General features: G+C 36.3%; 19 protein-coding genes and 1 pseudogene. 8 read left to right on the forward strand and 12 right to left on the reverse strand.

Annotated elements, in window-relative coordinates:
• Positions 1-1,245 precede the first annotated feature (1,245 nt).
• Positions 1,246-2,061 carry an AraC family transcriptional regulator gene (locus DS031_RS22085; RefSeq protein ID WP_113808336.1) on the reverse strand — a complete coding sequence of 272 codons (816 nt, stop codon included), beginning with the start codon at positions 2,059-2,061 and terminating at the stop codon, positions 1,246-1,248.
• A gap of 133 nt (positions 2,062-2,194) precedes the next feature.
• Here DS031_RS22085 and DS031_RS22090 point away from each other — a divergent pair, with 133 nt between their 5' ends.
• On the forward strand, positions 2,195-3,079 hold the full coding sequence (locus tag DS031_RS22090) for a sugar phosphate isomerase/epimerase family protein (RefSeq protein ID WP_113808337.1): 885 nt from the start codon (positions 2,195-2,197) through the stop codon (positions 3,077-3,079).
• A gap of 360 nt (positions 3,080-3,439) precedes the next feature.
• A complete protein-coding gene (locus DS031_RS22095; protein ID WP_113808338.1) occupies positions 3,440-4,999 on the forward strand; it encodes a glycoside hydrolase family 32 protein in 1,560 nt (519 codons plus the stop codon).
• 510 nt (positions 5,000-5,509) lie between these two features.
• Here DS031_RS22095 and DS031_RS22100 read toward each other — a convergent pair.
• On the reverse strand, positions 5,510-6,340 hold the full coding sequence (locus DS031_RS22100) for a helix-turn-helix transcriptional regulator (protein ID WP_113808339.1): 831 nt from the start codon (positions 6,338-6,340) through the stop codon (positions 5,510-5,512).
• Positions 6,341-6,458: 118 nt separating this feature from the next.
• Here DS031_RS22100 and DS031_RS22105 point away from each other — a divergent pair, with 118 nt between their 5' ends.
• The 3 genes from DS031_RS22105 to DS031_RS22115 are packed head-to-tail and all read left to right on the forward strand — an operon-like array spanning position 6,459 to position 9,515.
• Positions 6,459-7,613, forward strand: a complete 1,155-nt coding sequence (locus tag DS031_RS22105; RefSeq protein ID WP_113808340.1) for a Gfo/Idh/MocA family protein — start codon at positions 6,459-6,461, stop codon at positions 7,611-7,613.
• Positions 7,604-8,488 (forward strand): sugar phosphate isomerase/epimerase family protein, encoded by an 885-nt coding sequence (locus DS031_RS22110; RefSeq protein ID WP_113808341.1) that lies wholly within the window; start codon positions 7,604-7,606, stop codon positions 8,486-8,488. Before DS031_RS22105 ends, DS031_RS22110 begins: the two co-directional genes overlap by 10 nt.
• Positions 8,489-8,519: 31 nt before the next feature.
• On the forward strand, positions 8,520-9,515 hold the full coding sequence (locus DS031_RS22115) for a Gfo/Idh/MocA family oxidoreductase (protein ID WP_113808342.1): 996 nt from the start codon (positions 8,520-8,522) through the stop codon (positions 9,513-9,515).
• A 382-nt stretch (positions 9,516-9,897) separates the two neighbouring features.
• Here DS031_RS22115 and DS031_RS22120 read toward each other — a convergent pair whose 3' ends face one another.
• Genes DS031_RS22120 through DS031_RS22135 form a run of 4 tightly spaced genes read right to left on the reverse strand, consistent with a single transcriptional unit; the run spans position 9,898 to position 12,528 of the window.
• Positions 9,898-10,239 (reverse strand): MFS transporter, encoded by a 342-nt coding sequence (locus DS031_RS22120; protein WP_342767273.1) that lies wholly within the window; start codon positions 10,237-10,239, stop codon positions 9,898-9,900.
• 48 nt (positions 10,240-10,287) lie between these two features.
• Positions 10,288-11,040, reverse strand: a complete 753-nt coding sequence (locus DS031_RS22125) for an amino acid ABC transporter ATP-binding protein (RefSeq protein ID WP_113808343.1) — start codon at positions 11,038-11,040, stop codon at positions 10,288-10,290.
• Between the two features lie 14 nt (positions 11,041-11,054).
• Positions 11,055-11,750, reverse strand: coding sequence for an amino acid ABC transporter permease (locus DS031_RS22130; protein WP_113808344.1), 696 nt, complete (start codon positions 11,748-11,750; stop codon positions 11,055-11,057).
• Complete coding sequence (locus DS031_RS22135) at positions 11,734-12,528, reverse strand: amino acid ABC transporter substrate-binding protein (protein ID WP_113808345.1); 795 nt, start codon at positions 12,526-12,528, stop codon at positions 11,734-11,736. The genes DS031_RS22130 and DS031_RS22135 overlap by 17 nt, the downstream gene beginning before the upstream one ends.
• A gap of 304 nt (positions 12,529-12,832) precedes the next feature.
• On the opposite strand from DS031_RS22135, the gene DS031_RS22140 reads away from it, so the two are divergent.
• From DS031_RS22140 to DS031_RS22150, 3 genes and pseudogenes are all read left to right on the forward strand, one after another.
• A complete protein-coding gene (locus tag DS031_RS22140) occupies positions 12,833-13,273 on the forward strand; it encodes a cell wall hydrolase (protein ID WP_113808346.1) in 441 nt (146 codons plus the stop codon).
• A gap of 302 nt (positions 13,274-13,575) precedes the next feature.
• A complete protein-coding gene (locus tag DS031_RS22145) occupies positions 13,576-14,037 on the forward strand; it encodes a DUF2269 family protein (protein WP_113808347.1) in 462 nt (153 codons plus the stop codon).
• Positions 14,038-14,132: 95 nt separating this feature from the next.
• Positions 14,133-14,459 (forward strand): annotated as a pseudogene (locus tag DS031_RS22150) (phosphoribosylanthranilate isomerase); the annotation flags it as partial.
• Positions 14,460-14,630: 171 nt separating this feature from the next.
• Here DS031_RS22150 and DS031_RS22155 read toward each other — a convergent pair.
• From DS031_RS22155 to DS031_RS22185, 6 genes are all read right to left on the reverse strand, one after another.
• A complete protein-coding gene (locus DS031_RS22155; RefSeq protein ID WP_245947614.1) occupies positions 14,631-15,137 on the reverse strand; it encodes a DUF6933 domain-containing protein in 507 nt (168 codons plus the stop codon).
• A gap of 146 nt (positions 15,138-15,283) precedes the next feature.
• The gene (locus tag DS031_RS22160; protein WP_181833290.1) at positions 15,284-16,243 is read right to left on the reverse strand and encodes a DUF3800 domain-containing protein; all 960 of its coding nucleotides are present in this window, start codon (positions 16,241-16,243) and stop codon (positions 15,284-15,286) included.
• Between the two features lie 407 nt (positions 16,244-16,650).
• Positions 16,651-17,931 (reverse strand): MFS transporter, encoded by a 1,281-nt coding sequence (locus DS031_RS22165; protein WP_113808349.1) that lies wholly within the window; start codon positions 17,929-17,931, stop codon positions 16,651-16,653.
• 672 nt (positions 17,932-18,603) lie between these two features.
• On the reverse strand, positions 18,604-19,743 hold the full coding sequence (locus DS031_RS22175) for an ABC transporter permease (protein ID WP_181833291.1): 1,140 nt from the start codon (positions 19,741-19,743) through the stop codon (positions 18,604-18,606).
• The gene (locus tag DS031_RS22180) at positions 19,736-20,437 is read right to left on the reverse strand and encodes an ABC transporter ATP-binding protein (protein ID WP_113808352.1); all 702 of its coding nucleotides are present in this window, start codon (positions 20,435-20,437) and stop codon (positions 19,736-19,738) included. The genes DS031_RS22175 and DS031_RS22180 overlap by 8 nt, the downstream gene beginning before the upstream one ends.
• Positions 20,438-20,934: 497 nt before the next feature.
• Entirely contained in the window at positions 20,935-21,642 is a 708-nt protein-coding gene (locus tag DS031_RS22185; protein ID WP_113808353.1) for an HAD family hydrolase, read from the reverse strand.
• Between the last annotated feature and the right edge of the window lie 323 nt (positions 21,643-21,965).

The following is a 21,965-nucleotide window of genomic DNA, read 5'->3' on the forward strand; positions in this document are numbered from 1 at the left end:
GTCGTTGCTTTATAATATCCCTTTTCTGCGAATACTGCTACAGCATTTTCAATAATAATTTCTTTTTTATCTTCTCGAGGTGCCATTATATCATCCTTATTAATATTTATTTATCAATCAATAAATAAATATTAATTAAAGAATTTGATTTTGTCAATAGGCGTATTTTTGTGTTCTATTAGTAAATCCTTTATTCGTATCATTATTGATTGAAAGTAAGATGGTACAGTTAGGCGAAGTACCGGGGCATTTTGGGATAATTCTTATGGAACATGCTCATTATAGAATTCTCGTGAAAATACGAAAGTCCCAACAGACCCTCTGGAAGATTAAATGGCTTAACCATGTATAACCAGATGCCGAATATTAGACCTACCGTACCTAAAATTGCACTCCAAACGTGTACTTTTGCCAAAACAGTCTGTGATGTCTGAAAAATCTTATAATAAACTGCCCATGCAGATAGACTTAACCACCCAACCACTAGAATATGTGCATGAATCGGGCGAAATGCATACGAACCTGCCCCAGCCATATGTGCACCCAATATCGCTCCTATCAGACCAAATTATGAATTAAAATCCAACATGATTTAGTTAGTAATCAATCCCGGAGCGGTTCGTTGGCTCGAAATTAATAGGTAAGTAAATAATACAGAAGCAAATACACCCCATCTAAATCGGCTATTTTGTTTGTCCAATGATATCGTCTCCTGTTAGGCTTTTACTCTATATATTCGTTGTTGGTAAAAATCGTAACCAATTTTTAGAAAGTATTTTTTTATAGCGTGAAAAGTGATACAAAAGCCAGAGGGACAGGCCTCTCGTCTCAACTATTAGATCAATAGTCCTGTCCCCCTTAGCTCCATTTAAATCCGCTAGAGCACCTTCTAGATGTTCACTTTGTTTATTTTAGAAATATTCAAATTTGATGACTCATTTCCTTCCATTAGTAGAAGCATTTCCGAAAATATGCGTTTTGTGCTAATATCCATTTGTTTTCTTCTATTAGTCTAGTTCCTACGTATGCTATATTGTAAACGTAAACAAAAGTTTATCTCAAGGAGTAGATTATATGAGAAAAAAGTGCGAATTGGATTAAGTAATACAATCATGCGTTAAAGCTATTCTTGGCACCAGTGCAGGGTATCGACGGCCTAATGCCTGTACTAATTGCAAAAGCGGCTAAACTATCCCTAGTTGAGGGACGCAGCGTAAAGATTTCTGAGATTGAAGATATGTCTCATCAAGGTACCTTAATAACTTGATTTCGAAATTCACTAGGTGAGTAACCAATAAACTTACGAAACAATCGTGAAAAATAATTTGCGTCATAAATACCTACGGCGGCAGCTATGTCACTCATAGACAGCGTATTGTCTTTCAAGTATTCAATTGCACGGACTATACGCAGACGGTTGAGATATTCTACTGGAGAAAGCCCTGTCGCCGATTTAAACATTGCCCGAAAATAACCTGGACTAATGTTATTCATTCGTGCATAAGCCGAAAAATCAATGGGCTCAGTAAGATGATCTTCAATATACTTCTGAGCGATCACAATAAGATCGCGCGGGGTATTTTCTCGGCCGGGCTGCATGGCATACTGTTTCAATTTTGTCCGTGAAATGATAATAAGAATCAAGTTTAAATAGTCCTGTTTAACCTGCTTATAAGCAAAGCCCTGTTCTGTCTGTTCATGACGCATGATATCCATCATCATTTGAACCCGTTCAGCGTCCGGTGCAGACAGATGGATGATTTGCTGGCGGTTTAAATCGGCAGGAGAAATCGGATCGACGCTTTCTGGTTCAGCCAAGTCGCTGAGCAATCCGCCAAATTGTCCATCCCACCAATCAGCAATTTGTCCAGGATAAAACTGACAGTTGTACATGCAAACCGGGGTTTCAATGACATAGGCATGTTCCTGATGCGGCGGGATGAGAAACACATCTCCCGGAATCAATGGCATCGAAATATCTCTGAATTGATGGATACAAGAACCTTTCGTAATCAGTACAAATTCCTGAAAATCATGACGATGAACGGGAACTGATTCCATTGTATGGAACACTTCCAAAGCTATCGCACTTTTATCGTTAGATTTAAAAGATACATATGGAATTATGAGGATCACTCCCTATTAACTATCAATTGGTATGACCATTATAAATCATTTATAGGAGGAAAACGAGATGAAAATTGGCTTTAATGAAGGATGTAACCGTTTCTGTAAAGATCATTCTGTACTAAAGGATCTAGAATTTTGTGAAAAATATGGTTTTGACTACATTGACATTCAATCTGAATGTCTAGATCGTGACCTTGAAGCTGGAAAAGTTACAATTGAACAATTAGGAGACTGGTTTAAGTCTCATCACCTAACGATGCTATCCTATAATGCTCTTAAGTTTTTTAACATGAAGCAGACTCAACAAGAAAAAGACGCAGTCATGGCAGAATTGGATGAAATTATTAATCGTTGTCTCATTTTAGACTGTAAGATGATTGTTGTTGTGCCTAGTGAAAACATCTCAGTTCACGCAACGAGAGGAGAAATTCGTGAGGATGCGGTTGCTGTCCTAAAAGAGATGGTAAAAAAGGTTGAACCACATGGTATTAAATTGTCCATCGAGTTCTGCGGCAGCCCAGGTATGACCATCAACCGCTTTGAGGATGCATATGCAATTGTACAAGAGGTTAACTCCCCTCTTGTCGGTGTAACACTTGATCAGTACCACTTCCATGCTATGGCATCTGATTGGGCAGCATTAGAAAAAGCAGATGGTAAAAAGATTTTTGTATGGCACGTGAACGACATGGAAGACATGCCATGCGGCGCACCATACAACACTGATGAAATACGCTTATGGCCTGGAGATTCACGTGGCTGCCTCGATCACCAACGTTATAGCGATGTTCTCAAAAAGATTGGCTTCGAAGGTAACTGCTGTACAGTTGAAGTTTTCCGCCCAGACTATCATGAATTAACTCAAGAGGAAAATGTACGAACAGCTGCAGAAGTTACACGTTCTCACGTAGAAAAGTATTGGGACTGTACAACAACAGTTCTCCGCTAATCTTTAGATGGAAGATATTTTTTAAGTCAAAAAAAGTATGAACGTTCTCATAAAGAAGTCTCTCTGCTTAGCAGAGAGACTTCTTTTGTAACAGGAGCACGTTAAATCGAAATTCCACTAGATAGGTTGTATCTCTTAAAGTTATAGTTCAGTTTTTCATTAAGCCATGGGTAAGCCACGGGGACAGGCATCTCGGCTCAACCATTAGACCAATAGACCTATCCCCTTGACTCTTGTGTGCATTTTCACCCTCAGAAAGAATTAACGATAAGAAAATTTTTAGTATTCTATCTCTTATGAATAATGTCTATTGTTGAAGCAAACAATTTTTATAGAAAATATTTGAAAGAGAGGCGCGGCATGCAAAAACATACAACAAGAATTTTCGTCTATGCAATGAGTATATTGTTGTTCATAGTAAGCTTCCTCTATCCCATTTCAGACAACGTGTTTGCTTCTTCAAAAAACGAGTATTACAACGAAACATACCGTCCCCAATTTCACTTTTCACCAAAACAAAATTGGATCAATGACCCCAATGGATTAGTATACGTTAATGGAGAATATCATTTGTTTTATCAATACAATCCATTCGGAAATACGTGGGGAAACATAAGTTGGGGACATGCTGTGAGTAAAGATTTGGTTCATTGGAAGCATCTCCCTGTTGCGTTGAAACCTGATGATCTTGGAATGATTTTTTCAGGTAGTGCGGTAGTCGATAAGAACAATACAAGCGGCTTTTTTAAAGGAAAGAAAGATGGACTAGTTGCCATTTATACAAGTTCTGGAGAGACGCAGCAGCAAAGCATCGCATATAGTACCGATCAAGGAAGAACGTGGACAAAGTATGCCGGAAATCCCGTCATAAAAAATCCAGGTATTAAAGACTTTCGTGATCCAAAAGTCTTTTGGCATGATGAAACGAACAAATGGGTAATGGTTGTTGCAGCAGGAAATAAGGCCATGTTTTATTCGTCCAAAAATTTAAAGGGTTGGGCGTACATGAGCGAGTTTGGTGCTGAGGAAGGAGCACAGCTTGGAGTTTGGGAAATGCCTGATTTGTTTGAACTGCCGATTCATAATGATCCAAAGAAAACGAAATGGTTTCTAAAGGTTAACACGAATCCAGGTGGGACGAAGGAAGGGTATCGGAGCCAATACTTTATCGGGGAGTTTGACGGCACAACTTTCAAAAATGACAATCCGCCGGATACCGTGCTTTGGACGGACTACGGAAAAGATTTTTTTGCTGCACAGTCGTGGTCGAACGTCCCGGACCGCAGAATTTGGATTGCCTGGATGAACAATTGGCAGTATGCTGAAAAGATTCCAACAAATCCGTGGCGAGGATCAATGACAATTCCACGTGAAGTTACATTAATAGAGATTCCAAACAAGGGGGTTCGTTTAATTCAGAAACCTGTTGAGGAATTAAAGCAGCTTAGGAAAGAAAAATATATGTTGAAGAATCAATTGGTTATCCCAAAGACAAATCTACTTTCTAAGATTAAGGATGATACATTTGAGATTGTTGCCAAAGTTGAATTAGATTCTGCGAAGGAATTTGGTTTTAAAGTACGAAAAGGCGAAAAAGAAGAAACGATTATTGGTTATGATGCGGTAGAAAACAAATTATTTGTTGACCGGACGAGTTCAGGAGAAACAGATTTCAGTGAACAATTTCCAGAGAAATTTGAAGCACCGCTTTCGCCAAAGGATGGTAAGATTAAGATGCATATTTTTGTTGATCGTTCATCCGTTGAAGTGTTTGGGAATGACGGTAAAGCGGTTATCACAAGCCGCATTTTTCCATCACCTAAAAGTCAAGGAATTGAAGTGTATTCAATAGATGGAAATGTTAAGTTAAATTCGTTAGAAGTTTACGATTTAAAGTCTGTTTGGAAAAATAATGAATAAACGATAAGCAGAGACTGTGGACAAAGTGACATTATAATATATGCTGATAACAGTGTTACCTTTTATCGGAACTATCAATTCAACACTTACCAACCATTTCATTAGCTGTTCGCACAGCAGGCTATATTGTCCAAAAATTGAAGTAGATCATTCATAATAAAAGTACAATAAAAACGATCGATATCTTTTATAACTAGGTATCGATCGTTTTTATTATATTCATGAACAGCATCTGTTAACCGCCAAATACAAAAAGCCACCTCTAAACTGAGAAATGATTTTATAAGTTAAGTTGTTATTTATAGCAGTGGAGTTAACTTGAGCCTGTTTTGATCAGTTTTTTCAAAACAGGCTCGTAAATCAAACACCTGCTTATATGAACCTGGTTTACTCTAAGTGCATTCCTTCACAATCTCTTTTTTCATAAATACCCCAATTTCCCATCGAGAGTTATTCAACTATTTGGCCCGATTGCGGAAGATTAACAGTATGTTTAGTAAAGAACTTTTTTTAAAAACGGAAATCCTTAAATTCTTTCGGAGTCATATTCGTATGTTTTTTAAAGGTAGCAATAAAATGTGACGGTGAACTAAATCCAATCATGTCAGATATTTTGTTTATCGAGAAGTTCGTGTTTTTTAGTAAGGATTTGGCATGTGTTAATCTTTTGAGAATGAGATATTCATGTGGTGACAAACCGGTAAATTTCTTGAATTTTCTAGAAAAGTGATAAACACTAAGTGATGCTATATTAGCTAGATCACTAATATTTAAGGGCTTTTCACTATTTTCATCAATGAATGTAATAACGTCTTTTAAGTCTGATACTGAAGATAATGTATGATTTCTCTCTAGTAAAAGACTTAGTATTTTATGGATTTCATAGGAAGCCTTAAAATCACTTACTTGATTATGTTCCAGCATATATAAAATACTGTCGATTGCTTTTATAACCTCCATGTCATTTAACACGGATATAACCGGGCTATATGATTGGATAATCATATCGTAAAATTCTTTACTGGCATTTCCTTTAAAATGAATAAATTCAAAAGAGATAGGTGTTGCTGCATAATATTTGTGAGGAATACGACAATCAAAAAGTAGTAATTCATTGGCATTTACAGTAAAAGTTTGTTGATCAAACTCTAATCGAAGCTGTCCGTGAATAACTTTAAGAAGTAAATAATAGTCATGAAAAGTTCTTTCAATGATGTAATCTATACTACAGTCATAACGGCCTGCGAAATGAATCGTAAATAAATACTTTTTAGAAAACTCATTAGGTGTATGTGCATAAAATTCCGAGCTGGGTAACACTCCAAGTTCATTTATTTTCATCTTAACCTCCACAGCAAAATTTTGATATTTATTGAGCAAGTTTACCCGATGATTCTTAAATATAAATAAATTATACTATCTACATAATAGCAAATAATTGATAAGGAAGGGATGCTAGATGACTAAAAAGGTAAATATCGGGATGGTTGGAGCTGGATGGATGTGTAAGGCGCATGTGAATGCTTATACAACTGCCTTTCGTTTATACGGAGAAAAAATAGGTGAACCAGTTTTTAAAATTATTATGGATGTAAATGAACACGCTTCCAGGGAAATAGCTAAGAAATTCGGTTTTGAAAAATCGACGACAGATTGGATGGATATTATTCATTCAGATGAGGTTGATATTGTCGACATTGTCACTCCAAATGTTTTTCATTATGAAATAGCAAAAGCTGCTTTATTAAATGGAAAAAATGTGTATTGTGAAAAACCATTATCTTTAAGTGCAGAGGAATCAAAAGAATTAGCAAGAATTGCGAAGGAAAAAGGTGTATTAAATTACGCAGCCTTTAATAATGTGATGAATCCTGCTACTGAATATATAAAACAATTAGTACAGTCAGGAAAATTAGGTGAAATCATGCGCTTTGATGGACGTTATGACCAAGACATGCTCCTTGACCCTTCCATTCCGATTACATGGAGGCACCTTGTGAAACAGGCTGGCAGCGGAGCGTTAGGAGATTTAGGGTCTCATCTATTAAGTGTTTCGCAATATATTATGGGAGATATTGAATCTGTTAATGCTGTTTCAAAAATCTATATTCCTGAAAGACCAGCAAAAGCAGGCTCATCGGAAATGGCAAGCGTTGAAACAGAAGATTATATGGCTTTTACCGCACTCTATCAATCCGGTGCCATTGGTCAATTATCTACAAGTCGTGTTGGAACTGGAAGAAAAAATTATTTAGCATTTGAAATTCAAGGCACCTTAGGGACAGCTGCCTTTAGTTTAGAGAGGCTAAATGAGGTTAATGTTTATTTCCATAACGAAGAAAGTACGCATCGAGGGTTTCGGAATGTATTGTTAGGTCCAGATCATGGAGATTATAGTGTATTTCAACCAGCTTCAGGGATTAATATTAGCTTTAATGATATGAAGGTTATTGAAGTGGCTAAGGTACTCGATGCATTTACAAATGATGCCGACTATGTGTGTGATTTTGAATTTGGTGCAAAAATTGATACATGCATTGAAGCTATTTTAAAATCTGCTAAGACGCATCAATGGGAAAAAGTGGATGAAAGGAATAAATCTCTATGTCTATAAGGGTAGGAACTGCACCGGATTCTTGGGGAATATGGTTTCCCGAGGATCCAAAACAAGTATCATGGCAGCAATATTTAAATGAAATGAAAGAAGCAGGTTATAAGACTTTGGAGTTAGGCCCATGGGGTTATTTACCTACAGATCCAATCGAATTGAAGGAAGAACTCTCTAAACGAGATTTGGAGCTAATTGCAACCACATTAATGACGGATATCGTATTTATTAATGACTTTCAACCGATTTATGAAACCTTAGATAAAATTCTATCATTACAATCCCACTTTTCTTCGGCAAAATATTTAGTGTTAATCGACGGAATGTATACAGATCTCTTTACTGGCACTCGCATTGCAAGAAAAGAGCTTAGTGATGACGAATGGAATCAAATGATTGCTAATATAAAAAAAATAGTAGATTATGTAAAAGCTAGATTGGATATTCAAGTAGTCTTCCATCCTCATGCGGAAACACATATAGAAACAGAAGAAGAAATTGAAAGACTTTTAAGGGATATTGATATCGATCTTTGTTTGGATACGGGACATCATCTGTACTCTGGAGGAGATCCCATTACATTTATTGAAAAGCATAAAGATCGAATTAAATACTTACATTTAAAGGACTGTAATAAAAAGATTCGAGAAAAAATGAAAGAAAACGACTGGGCTTTTGCGCAGGGCGTTCAATCAGGTGTGATGTGTGATCCAGAATCTGGGGATGTTGATTTTGTTCAACTAACAGAAACACTGGAGCGTATCCAATATGCTGGAGAAGCAGTTGTTGAACAAGATATGTATCCAGCCCAAGCGGATGCTCCTTTTCAAATAGCAAAACGAACATTGGATTACTTTAAAGAAATCGGTCTTGTCGAATAGCAAAACTTGCAGATGAAATAGGAGGATAATTATGAAACCAATTGTAACTGGTGTGCTCGGGTACGGGTTTTCAGGAAGTATATTTCATTGTCCATTTATATATGCTCATGAGAATTTCAAACTAAAAACGGTTGTGCAGCGTCATGGGGATACGGCAAAACAAGATTATCCATCTATTAATCTTGTCAGCGATTATCAAGAGCTTTTAGATGATAAAGAAATTGAACTAGTCGTTATAACAACACCTAGTCATTTACATTTTGAGCATGCAAAGCAAGCATTAGAAAAGAACAAACATGTTCTTGTTGAAAAACCTTATACAGCAACATATGAACAAGCTGTTGAATTAAATAGATTGGCAGATGAAAAAGGCTTATTCATTTCCGCTTATCATAATAGACGATATGATGGTGACTTTTTAACTCTATCTGAATTAAAAAAGCAAGGTGCTTTTGAAAAAATATATGAAGTTAGCATGGTCTGGGATTTTAATTATCCCGTGCAGAAAGAAAAATGGCGTGAACAAGACTATGAAGGAGCAAACTTCGTTTTTGATTTAGGAGCTCACTTTATTGATCAAGCTATCCAATTATTTGGTGAACCTAAAGATTTCTATTCGATAACAAAAAAAGTTAGAGAAGGTTCAAATGTAAATGACTGGTTTGAAATTCTTTTTGATTACGGTGATTATGCAGCAAGAATTAAACATAGCTCTGCAGCTATCATTGAAGAACCAAGATATACAATTCAGACCGCTAATGGAACTTATCAATTCCATAAAATGGGTGAACAAGAAACACAGTTAATACAAGGTGTTACACCTCTAGACCCTAATTATGGAGATAATGCCCTATATGATTTTCATAAATTAGATGGAACAATGGAAAAAAGACATATCATAAAAGGAAATTATTTAATGTACTATACGCAAATGGCTAAGGCAATTCGTATGGAAGAACATCCGGAAGTCGCGAAAGAAGATATCGCAACGGTCATTAAATATTTAGAGAGCATCCAAAATAAATAGGCAGCGTATAGCCCTGATTTCATTGAGACAGCTTTTGCTGTCTCTTCTTCCTTTCAGCAGCATCTCAACAAACCATATGAGAAGTTTTCTTTCATGCAAACTTCCGACGTCCTTCTTCTTTTGGCTTTATGTACTTGTCTATGTTGACAGTTTTTTTATTTCCTTCGTTTCCTCTATAAGTGAAGCCAAGGGGACAGGCAACTTGCCCCAAGTATTATTTGAGGTGGTAAACCTGCCCCCTATGGCTCTTTTTGGTATTTATATATCTGAATATGTGTTTACGTTTCTCGTAACAGGTGCTTTACGAACCAGTCCATAATAAGATAAAAATGCTAAAAAGCTTGCTGAAAAGATAACAACGCCCATTGGAATCGCATTAAATTCACCTGCAATCCCTTACAAGCGGAGCAGTTAAAGAGCCTAACACAAATGGTAGTAAACCTAATAATGCAGAAGCACTTCCTGCGATATGACCTTGAGTTTCCATTGCTAATGCAAATGAAGTGGTTGATATAATTCCAATTGATGCGACTAAAAAGAAGATTGGAATTGCAACTGCAATAAGCGGTGCTTTTAAAAGTAATGCGATGAGCAATAGGGCACCAGCTGAATTTGAAAGAGTTAGTCCAAACTTTAGAAAGGTTTTCTCAGAAATATAATCGTTTAATCGACCTACAGATTGTGTACCAATAATTAATGCAATACCATTAACTCCGAATAACAAACTAAATACTTGTGGTGACACACCATAGAAGAAATGGTAATAAATGTTTTAATTTGAAGGATGTAAAATTCTTTGCAAAAACCGTTTTGTTCGCTCTTCTTTAGGTGACTTCAGTACTTCCTCAGGTTTGCCCTGCTCGACGATGTAGCCGCCGTCCATAAATAACACTTTATCTGAAACGTCAGCGGCAAACTGGATTTCATGTGTAACGATAATCATCGTCCAATTTTCTTTCGCTAAGTCTTTCATGACCGTTAATACTTCGCCGATTGTTTCCGGATCCAGTGCAGACGTTGGTTCGTCAAACAGCATTAATTCTGGCTTTAATGCGAGCGCTCTTGCAATGCCGACGCGCTGCTGCTGTCCGCCTGATAATTGATGAGGATAAACATTCAATTTGTCTTTTAATCCTACTTTTTCAAGGAGGATTTCCGCTTCTTTTTTCACTTCAGCTTTGTTTCGTTTTTGCACGAAAACAGGACCTTCCATCACGTTTTCCAGTACAGTTTTATGCGGAAAAAGGTGATAAGCTTGAAAAACCATCCCAGCTTTTCTGCTGAATTGAATTAGTTCTCGTTTATCTATTTTCTTTTCAAAATTGAGGGTAAGACCATCACTAAACGTAAAAATGCCGCGATCAGGGCGCTCGAGTCCATTAAAGCAGCGAAGTAATGTTGTTTTTCCCGAGCCCGAGGGACCGATAATCGAGAGCACTTCTCCTTTTTGCACGTCAACGTTTACATCTTTTAACACTTCATTATCAGCAAACGATTTTGCCAATCCTTTAATTGATAAATACAAGCTTCTCACCTCCCCTATCTTGCCACATAACGGTCGAGACGTTTTTCGATCACGATTTGAACGAGAGACAATAAAAAGCAGATTCCCCAATAAATAAGCGCTGCTTCCACATACAGCAGTAAAAAGTCATACGTTCTTGCGGCAATTTCTTGAGCTTTTCGAAATAATTCAGCAACTAACACAAGCGATGCAAGTGATGTATCTTTTATTAAACTAATGAACGTGTTTGATAGCGGCGGCACTGAAACTCTTGCAGCTTGCGGAAGAATAATGCGGTAAAGCGCCTGCCATCTCGGCATGCCGATCGTATACGCTGCTTCCCACTGTCCTTTTGGAATCGATAAAATCGAAGCACGAATAATTTCTGAGCCATATGCGCCGACATTTAAAATAAAGGCAATGACAGCACTTATAAATGGATCAAGATTGATGCCGATATTCGGTAAGCCGTAAAAAATAATGAATAATTGCACGAGTAATGGCGTTCCCCGGATTGCTGAGACATAGACAGCTGCCGGTATTTGCAGGACCCGCGATTTTGAAATCCGCATCATAGCCGTAAGAAGCGCTAAAAGAAGTCCGCCTGTAAAAGAGATTAACGTCAGTGGAATCGTATATTGAATCGCGCCCGTAATCATAGGAAGAAGAGAGTTAACGAATAACTCCCACCCTTCCATATTTGCTGTTATAACCTTACTTTGTAGATACATCTTCGCCAAACCACTCTTTAGAGATTTTTGCCAGCGTACCATCCTCTTTCATTGCTGCTAACTGCTCATTCACAGCTTCTACCAGTTCTTCGTTTCCTTTGTTAAATGTAAACGCCATTTCCGAAACTTCATCAGATTGTGCGGCAATTTTAATGCTTTCATCATTTTGTGCTTTCATATAATCTAAAACAGCAAGCTTATCATTTACTGTTACATCAACACGACCTTGCTTAATTAATTGAATTGATTGAGCAAGACCTTCGACACCGACAAGCTCAGCGCCATTTTCTTCAGCAAGTGCTCCATAATTACTTGTTAGTGACTGTGCAGATTTTTTCCCTTTTAAGTCCTCAAAAGAGTTGATATCATTGTTATCGGCTGGTGTCACAATTACAGAGGAAGAATATGTATATGGCGTTGAAAAGTCATAGTTTGCCAAACGATCCTCATTAATCCCAACCTGATTTGCAATCACATCAAAACGTTCTGAGTTTAAACCGGCAAACATAGAATCCCACTGCGTTTCCATGAATTCCACTTCAACATCCATACGTTTTGCAACCTCTTTGATTACTTCCACATCATATCCCGTTAACTCTCCTGCTTCATTGTGGAAAGTATAAGGGGCATATGTTCCTTCAGTTCCTACTCTTAGGACTTCGATTTCAGCTGTATCTTGTGTCTCATTAGTTTCTGCTGCCTGATCTTCATTTCCTCCACAAGCAGCTAATAGGAAAAGTAATGATGCCGTTAAAAGAATTGAGTATAATTTTTTCATGATATGTACCTCCTAAAATGATTGGTGCATTCTTTCGATAATAAAGAATAGCATTATTTATTTTGTTTTATTAGCATAGTGATTATCCTACAATGCCACAGCAATTTTCACAAATCAACTAAAAAGAACTGAAAATAATAAAGTTGAAATGTTTTGACTCTTTTCTTTTTTTATCCTTCCCTATAAAAACAACAACCTGCATTCCAAAAGCATTAATAGGATGCATGTCCAATCACATAAAAATTATACAAAGTCTACATCTTTGTAAGCTTTTTTCATAAACTTCTTTTAGAGGTGATAAAAATTGGCAAGAGTGAAATATACAAACAGTGACGTTGATTTAATGGCAAGGATGATGAGGGCAGAAGCGGAAGGTGAAGGACGGCTGGGGATGCTTATGGTCGGAAATGTCATTGTAAACCGACTAAAAGCGAATTGTTTAGATTTTGAAGGTTTAAGATCAATACCGCATGTTATTTATCAAGTACAGGGAGGAAATTATTCTTTTGAAGCCGTACAAAAAGGGAATGTTTTTTATAACAGAGCAAGAAGTGTGGAAAAAAGGTTAGCGAAACAAACGTTAAATTATTGGAGAGAACATCCTTCTAAGTATGCGCTTTGGTATTTTAATCCGTATGGCGCATGTCCAGCTGCGTGGTACGGTCAGCCGTTTGCCGGGCAATATAAGCAGCATTGCTATTATGAACCACAAGCTAATACATGCGAAGGTGCTTATTTATGGTGATCCTCACTACTTGTGGGGATTTTTTTGAGCGTTATCCTTTTTCGATCAACGCCTCCGTTACTTGAAGAATACGTTTATAAATTTGCAGGAAGTTTCAATTGTTTATCACCTAACATAGCAATATTTATATTCCGTCTCGGGCGGATAACGACATGATTTTTCCCATTACACCCCATACGCATCTAGTCGCTTGTTATAAACCATACGATTTTTCAAAAAACTAACATGAAATTCAGATTCGGAAACTATCATTAATAGTGCAGATGGATCGATATCTTTCACAAAAAAGAGGGGGACTGAATTTGAAGACATTAGTTCTAATTCATGTGTTATCTGCCATTATCGGGATTGGACCAACTTTTTTCGGTCACATTCTTCTTAAGAAAAAGCAAAATCTGCAGGAATTGAAAAACTCGCTTATTTATTTAAAAAAATTAGAGATATTCCCTAAAATAGGCGGGACGATTGCAGTGCTTTCAGGTTTTCTCCTCTATTTTCTAGGAGACTACGGCTCATTCATGCAGCTTTGGCTCATCGGAACGCTTGTCCTTTATATCTTCATTCAAATTACCGCGATCGGCTTTTTAATGCCTGCCCTCGAAAAATTGCAGCAGGCAGTTTCTGATGAAGATGCTCAAAACAACGACAGACTCCAAGCCGATCAGCAGGAGCTGTTAAACAAAATAAACCACTTAAGCTGGCTTATCTCCATTTTTGGCATTACGATCTTCGTTTTTATGATTATTAAACCTGTTTTCGGTTAATTGTTCGTTTTAGCTGTACCCCTCCTTGGTAACGGCACACTTATCTTGATATTGCGGGAAAGAAGTGATGACAGTGAGAACAAAAGTATGCGGATGCCCTATTACTAGATTCACGGACGAAAGATAAGCTCGGCGGCACAGGCTTAACACATGATTGGAACATCTCCGAACAAATTGTTAAATCTGTGCAATTCATTGTTAAATCTGTGCAATTCCCTGTTATTTTAGCCGGCGGCCTCAACCCTGAAAATATTTATAGTGCAGTAAAAAAAGTAAATCCATTTGGAATTGATGTGAATTCAGGAGTAGAAGTAGAAAAGAAAAAAGATTATGTAAAAGTGAGCAAGTTTATTTTAAATGGAATGAAAGCTTTTAGGGAACTAGCTGAAAATGGAGCTGCAGCTTACAATGGTACAGCCTAAAAATAAAACTATGATTTCAGAATTACAAACTGCTTTTAAACACATTACGATGTTCGTATACAAAAAGTCAATATTGTAGGTTTTTTTGAGCATTGGTAAATAGGCGCACTTCACTTGTTAAAGCAGCTTATCCAATGCGAAAAATGACCGGTCCTTGTGAAAACAAATACTTTAAGGACTTAACACCTTTCGCATCGCTTCCCCGGAATAGGTTTCTGGAAGCTTGAGCATGACAAAGCGATTGAGAAAACGATTTAACTCATAAAGATCGGTTTCAATCCCCTGCATGTTATCTTCTTCTAAAATACTTTTAGAAACCATAATCATTTCATTCATTTGGCTAATAATACTTCGATTGCTTGTACTTGTATAAGAAACAATATTGCCGTTACTTACATATGCTTTTATAGCTTCACTATCGATTTGATCTGCCTGTAAATTTTCAGCTAAATTGTTTAAGAAGATTTTATTGAATTTTTTAAAATCTTCTTTTTTCAGACCAGCTAAAACGAAATTATATCTCGTTTTATTGTTCATGAGTAACACGTATTTTTTACGTTTAAACAAAAACAGATGAGCATGCCATGAATAAAGCGACTGATGAGCATTTTCTCGTACTTCAGCCATTGGTACAAGTATCTCACTTGCAAGTTTTTTTGTACATTGAATTGTCAGCATGATGGTCTCTCCTCGTTTCAAATCTTATTATTTTACCATTCCCGACACTGCTGAGGTGCTTTTTCCTTACTTGCTGAATATTACCGGCTGAAGCTTCTGATTGAATATCTTCTAGCTCCCCCGTCAATGTGAATACATCATCGTAATTAAATAAACTTATAGTTTCTACCTCGTCCTTCAATTTCATTTTTATAGCCTAAGAAAGTCCGTACTTGACTGTTTCCATACCCTAAAAGCTTTCGCAGCTGCTTAGTGTCTTCTATATTTTCATTTTCTAATAATATTTTTTGCAGCCTATTCATCTCTTGAATATCAAACTGTGTTTTATATACTAAAAATCGAGAAATAAAATTACTAAAAGGTAGTTTATCAAGTTCTTCATTATCGCCTTCCCACTTATAAAGGGTAACTTTTTCTTGTAATTTCTTAAGATAATCGTTTTCCGTAAGAAGTCTATAAATTAACTCACTTTGAATTTGTTTACTGACACCTGGTTTTAATTTTCGGGTTTGAGGGAAATAATTTTCTTCTATAAGAAAACCGACCATTCCCAGAAAAACATCAATAACTTGAAGAGGAATTGATGTTTCTGAATCTAATGGCTCTACACCTTCAATTTTATAGCCTTTTTTTCTATAAACTGCATGTGCATTCATTTGATCTTGAATTTTTTCATATAAAGGAGCATACTCTTCATTCTCATCAACATAAATGTTAATGCTAGAAATATCTTGTAATCTTCTTGTCATTCCGTAATAAAGTCTTTCTGGAATTTTCACATATAATAAGCTCCGAAGTTCAGATATACTAATTCTTAGTTTCTCTGCAGATAACTTTGCTTCATTATTATTTACAATAAAAATGTTGATATAAATATCATCATAAGTGAGTACTTTTGATAAAGAATGAAAATATTTATTCATATATTTATCATCTTTTAACTTCGAAAAGTGCATTTCACTTTTTGTATTTAAACTCTGATAAACCTGTTTAACATCATTCTCAATTTGTTTTAAAGTACTTTGACTAGCACCAAATGCGCCATAATATGAATATGTACTGTCATCATCCAATTTACCTGACTCATCGAAAAAAATTAAAAACATGATAATCTCCTCACCTTTTGCACCTATTGACATAAATAGTAATGTATATTATCTTTATAATAACAAATAGTATCGTTGAGTGTTGCTTTCCCCGCCACCTTTTGGCCAGGGCTGGTAACACTCAAGGAAAAAACACCTTTCCCCGCCACCTTTTGGCTAGGGCTGGGTGTTTTTTATTTCACAAAAAAATTTTATTAATAATTGCCGATATTATATCGTTATTGATTCCAATATAACTCCATTTAATAAAAGAAAAAACATGATTAAAACTTAACTTCTTTTCACCATGCCACATAAGCCATTCGTGATCTTCTCCTAGAATTCATCACCTGGTGAATCCTCTGAACCTTTACCTCAATAATAATAGCCATACTTCCTTCTTCAAATATGATACCGGTAGAGCACAGTTATTTATCGTCACGATTTATAATAAAAGTCATATTGGTTTTACTTTTCTCCAGCTGACGGTTTTCCTTTAAAAGCCCCACTCCAACTAAGCCAATCATCGAGAAAATAACCGGAGTGATGAAACCATAATAATAACCATCACTTATACTGCCCGAAACAGCTTGAAAATGATCCAATACTTTTCCAAAAATACTCGGCAGCAGGACGGCACTTAGAAAGCCCCCAGTATTCGCAAATCCGGAAACTATACCGGCTTCTTTTAAAGGAAAAGATTGCCGCACAGCAGCAAACGTTAAGGCATTGGCTCCATATGCAAGGCCGATAATAAAGAAAAGCATAACAACTAAGAAAAACGGTGGATTTCCCTGAAATAAAAGAAAAATAGACCAACTTACTAAAAGAATGAAATGCACAACAACATACGGCTTTTTAATAGCCTGCAGCCGACTCGAAATCCAGCCAGACAGAGGTGCACCAATTAGGGCACCGATTAGACCAATCATCAACAGCTGACTCGCATCTGAACGGGTCATGTTATACAAATTCATCCCATAGGGCACTCCCCACGAGCTAATAAATCCAACATACGTTCCAACAATTCCAAAGTGAGTGCAAAATAATGCCCATGCTTGGCAGCTTGAAAAAATTCTTCGCAGTAAAGCCACTGTGTTTTCCCGCGGTTTTTCTCTTTTAAAGAATAACGGTTGTTTTGGCTTTTTTAAGAGAACAAAATAAAGAAGAATGCCGCATAAACAGATGAGCAGTCCCGCTGAAAAAAATGAGATCCGCCAACCAAATAAATCGATTACTAAAGAAAAAGGAACGGTTGCCAAAAGAAAACCAAAACTTCCTGTCATGGCGGTGATACCAATTAACTTTGGAAATTCCTTCGCATTAAACCATTGACCTAAAATTAACACCATATTCACCCAAATTGTCGCATCTCCTGTTCCTGTTAAAATTCTCGCAAAAAATAAGACAAATTCATGGGTACCGAGGCTGTAAATCATTGTACCGATGCCGGTAAGGAGTGCCCCAACAATGAGAAAGAAATTTGGTCCAAATCGATCAGCCATCATCCCCATTGGAATTTGCAAACCGGTGTACACAAAAAACTGAATACTTGTCAGCAGTCCAATCGTTGTTGCGGTAACATTAAAGTCGAGCATTATTTGGTTTGTAATCAATCCCGGAGCGGTTCGCTGGCTCGAAATTAATAGATACGTAAATAATACCGAAGCAAATACAACCCATCTAAAGCGGCTAGTTTGTTTGTCCAATGATATCTACTCCTGTTAGGCTTTTACTCTATATATTCATTTTTGGTAAAAATCGCGACTAATTTCCAAAAGGTATTTTCTAAGAAAAACTGAAGCGCCCTCATCACCTCCGATAAGCAAATGTTTTTACAACGAAAAAGCGCTTTTTCCCTTTACAGCGTAAGGTTATTTGACCCGAGGGGATAGGTGCTGAAACTGGACACTGTTAAAAGCCAAAGGAGCACATGGAAAAACCAAGCAAAGAAAAAATCCCCTGTTGGTTCTAGAGTTTTTGATCGAAACTCCTCTATTGTGTAGTAATGAAGCTTTTTCAACAAAATAAAAAGCATCTCCCAGCAAGATGCTAAATTAAATAAACCAAAAAGAATTGCGAAGAAGGATTGGATCATTCTTTTTTCTAAATCAAATGGATACAACAAGGAAATGTAAATTCTTGTTATGTTTTTGAATGTATCATTCACAAGTAACATTCCAATTCATTGCTAGAAAACCTTGTTCAACGTTAGATGTCTTATAATTCTCCACACAAGCACTTTTCGCGTTTTCCAGTGAGTGATAGTTTGAAACAATAGCTATTACAAAAAATAAAAAAATGATAATGACCATCATCATAAATTTTCCCCTCTTAATTTTCATAGAAATCCACCCTTTATATGCATTTTACCAGCTAAATCACATTGAAAGGATCGTAAGTAATAAAGTCAACACACCCGCTAATACAACAGGCGGAACATAAAGCAATCTTTTAAAGCGATCCCATACTGGTTTTGACAATTCTTTCTCATAAGGAATCACGTTTAAAAAAGGATCTGCAAGCATTTTATGGTACAAGGCCCGCAGCCAGGAATGCATAAAGAAACTAAAAATGACAAACAAAATCCATTTTAGCCAAATTGGCAATACGATGATTGCTGAGCTTGTAATAAGTAGAAGCTGACAGTACATCGTAACATGTTTTTTATTGCGAAAAAAAGCTTTGAATAAAAGCTCCAATAATCCGTTCTTTTTATTTCGTCTTTTATACATTCGTTTTGATTTCGGAAAGTAAAGAAGTGGTTTTTTATGTTGGGTACTTGCGCTTGATTCTTTTTCTACTTCCATTGAAAAGTTCAAAATAAGTTTAATATATTTGCTTCGTTCCGCTTCCTCAATTTCTATTTCCTTTGAAAACCAACGATTCGTTTTCGTTTCTTTCGTTAAATGATAAATCACAATAAAAAGTATACATATTAGACTGCCCATTCCGTATAGGAAAGGCTCTGTAAATACAATCAAAACAAAGACCAAACTAAACGTCAACGAAAGGAAGAGCCATTTCATTAGGCTGCTGGTAACAATCTTCTTTATCGTTAATGTCAAAAAGCGAAAACCGCTCACTGCTAGATATAGGTACAGCACATCTAGTGGCGAAAAATTGTAAACTAGTATTAAAACCGGCAGTATCCCAATCATGATCACAGCTAAACCTACCGCTAACTGCAGTGCTGATAATAGAAAATTATACTGCTTTAACTGTTGAATCACTGTTTTTCTTTGGATGAGAAAAAGTAAATCAGCTTCCATAAGGTACGTTCTAAAATTTCCTCTTAAGGCAAGCAGCAGCACTGCAAATAATAGAATTGAAAAAGGAATATTCTCATTCCAATAAAAGTGGATAAACTGCCAGGCGTCTTGATATAAAAATGGCACCATAATAATGGTTGGGATAACTAAATAGACAAGAATCGACCAATCGAAAACAGAACGTATTACTCCCCATTGGAACTTATATTCTTCTGTTACTCGTTTAAAAAACAGCTTCTTACTAGTCATCGTTTTCACTCTCTGTGAGAACATCAAAACAATCTAAAAGCGAACCTTGTTTTAAGCCACTTTCTTTGCGAATATCGTCAAGTGTTCCTTCGATAATCAATTTGCCGTTTGAAACAAGCACAAATCGATCACAAATTTTTTCAGCAGTATCAAGTACATGGGTGCACATTAATATACCCGCACCTTTTTCCTTTTCTTTTTTTATCATTTGTAATAGCTTATTCATCGCTTTTGGGTCCAGTCCCATAAACGGTTCATCGATGATGTATAAATCCGGCTGTTTCAAAAAAGCAAGAATTAACATCACTTTTTGCTGCATTCCTTTTGAAAAACTCGTTGGATAATGATGAATTACAGAAGATAAGTGAAAGAGTTTCAGCAGCTCATTCGCTTTTTCATTAAATTGTTTCTCATCAACATGTAAAGTAGAGAAAAGAAAATCGATATGTTCCCACAATGTTAATCCCTCATAAAAAATCGGTCTTTTCGGTATGTACGCATATTCACTTACAGTGATCTTTCCCTTTACATCGCTTAAAATCCCGAGTATTGATTTGATTGTTGAACTTTTCCCTGCCCCATTCGGACCAATCAAGCCTACAAGTTCCCCTGAATGAATCGAAAATTTAGTATCTTGTAAAACGGGTGAATCAGGAGAATAGCCTGCTTCTTTAATATCCACTTCTAAAAACAATTTGGTTTTCCTCCGCTTTCTGTTTCAGTAAATTATTTAAATATCCCTTATCTTTAAATACGAAGTTTCTAATAAAAAAGTTTCCACAATAAAAAGAAAGAAGGAGCATTAACCGCTCCTTACTGGTTTTTCAATATGCGTTTAAAGTCTTTTATTTCACTTTCATGCTTAATCGAACAAGCTGCTAAAGTATCAATAACCGTTGTTGGTCCTCTAATGTATCTTTTAGTTCAAAAGTTTTTGCATCGATGTGTTTCTCAATTTGTTCAAAGTATGGGCCAAATCCGCTGATAAGGTTATCTTTCAATTAATCTTGTCCTGTTTGAAGTCTTTCTTGCCCTTCCTCTAAACGATCAAGTCGTTGATTCATTTTTTGAAGTTCACCAAGTATTTGCTTCAAAGTGTCTTCCATTATAATCACTCCGTTATAATTACTCCGTTTTTGTTTCTTGTATTATAACACGTTTAATGAAATCACTGATTCCTAGCATTACGGCCTAAGCTTTTTTACAAATAAAATCTAATAGCTCTTTGGCATTATGTACTTCTTTATCTGGTTTATAGATAGCATCCTCTGGTAAATCTTTCTTGCGATGATTCATCCAAATCGCCTGCCAGCCTGCTTGTTTTGCTCCGATAATATCTTTTTCAAAATTATCTCCGATATAAACTGTTTTGGTTTGATCAAGGTCCATTTTCTCTTCAATAAAATCAAAGACTTCTCTTTTTGGCTTTGCATGGCCAATCGTTCCAGAAATAAAAGTTTTTTCTGCTGGAATCCAGCGACTAAGGCCAAGCTGCTTAATTTTCATTGCTTGATGTTTTTCCTCACCATTTGTAAGAATCCCAAGCTGTTTTCCTTCTTTGTAAAGTGTATTTAGCAGCTCTTCTACTTCCGGAAACAATGTAATGTTGTTTTGTTCAGCAGCATACGTTTCATGAAAAATAACCGCTTTTTCCGTATCGATAGGAATGTTAAAGTCCTTACAGGCAGCAATAATTCGTCCGGTCTGCCATTCAAATTGTGAGATTTCACCCGCTTCACTTTGATCAAATAAAATCTCACTATACTTACGACTCGCTTTATATAATTGATCAATTTCTTCGTCTGTAAATGGCTCTTGAAACAGCTTCCTCACAGTTCTATGAAAAGATTGCGCTTGATCATATAGTGTATCATCAACGTCAAAAATTATCGTATCCATTCGTATAGCCCTCCCCATATTAGTATAATACCACTTATTTATGCTTGTCTCAGCAGTAAATCATATATATATTTCTTTACCGAAAGCCAGGGGACAGGCAGATTGGTTCAACTATTAGACCAGTGGAGCTGTCCCCGTTGGTCAGTTAGGATTCACATCCCTGTCTGTATATCCCTGTCTGTATGTTGATTATAATAACTATTAATTTATACTCCTCACAATCTCAACATATTTTGAGAAATTAATTATTTTTCTTATAATTACTGTATAGAGCTATTGCATAATTTCGTTGTACTGTGTAGCAGCCACTATAAGATATTACT

Source organism: Bacillus taeanensis, from assembly GCF_003318295.1.
GTDB lineage: Bacteria > Bacillota > Bacilli > Bacillales > UBA6769 > Maribacillus > Maribacillus taeanensis.

Excerpts from the sequence above, each read along its gene's own strand:
- DS031_RS22095 (WP_113808338.1), top strand. The coding sequence starts at position 3,440 with ATGCAAAAACATACAACAAGAATTTTCGTCTATGCAATGAGTATATTG.
- DS031_RS22110 (WP_113808341.1), top strand. The coding sequence starts at position 7,604 with ATGTCTATAAGGGTAGGAACTGCACCGGATTCTTGGGGAATATGGTTT.
- DS031_RS22185 (WP_113808353.1), bottom strand. The coding sequence starts at position 21,642 with ATGGATACGATAATTTTTGACGTTGATGATACACTATATGATCAAGCG.
- DS031_RS22085 (WP_113808336.1), bottom strand. The coding sequence starts at position 2,061 with ATGGAATCAGTTCCCGTTCATCGTCATGATTTTCAGGAATTTGTACTG.
- DS031_RS22155 (WP_245947614.1), bottom strand. The coding sequence starts at position 15,137 with ATGCTGACAATTCAATGTACAAAAAAACTTGCAAGTGAGATACTTGTA.
- DS031_RS22135 (WP_113808345.1), bottom strand. The coding sequence starts at position 12,528 with ATGAAAAAATTATACTCAATTCTTTTAACGGCATCATTACTTTTCCTA.
- DS031_RS22175 (WP_181833291.1), bottom strand. The coding sequence starts at position 19,743 with ATGACTAGTAAGAAGCTGTTTTTTAAACGAGTAACAGAAGAATATAAG.
- DS031_RS22100 (WP_113808339.1), bottom strand. The coding sequence starts at position 6,340 with ATGAAAATAAATGAACTTGGAGTGTTACCCAGCTCGGAATTTTATGCA.
- DS031_RS22105 (WP_113808340.1), top strand. The coding sequence starts at position 6,459 with ATGACTAAAAAGGTAAATATCGGGATGGTTGGAGCTGGATGGATGTGT.
- DS031_RS22130 (WP_113808344.1), bottom strand. The coding sequence starts at position 11,750 with ATGTATCTACAAAGTAAGGTTATAACAGCAAATATGGAAGGGTGGGAG.
- DS031_RS22090 (WP_113808337.1), top strand. The coding sequence starts at position 2,195 with ATGAAAATTGGCTTTAATGAAGGATGTAACCGTTTCTGTAAAGATCAT.
- DS031_RS22115 (WP_113808342.1), top strand. The coding sequence starts at position 8,520 with ATGAAACCAATTGTAACTGGTGTGCTCGGGTACGGGTTTTCAGGAAGT.
- DS031_RS22160 (WP_181833290.1), bottom strand. The coding sequence starts at position 16,243 with ATGTTTTTAATTTTTTTCGATGAGTCAGGTAAATTGGATGATGACAGT.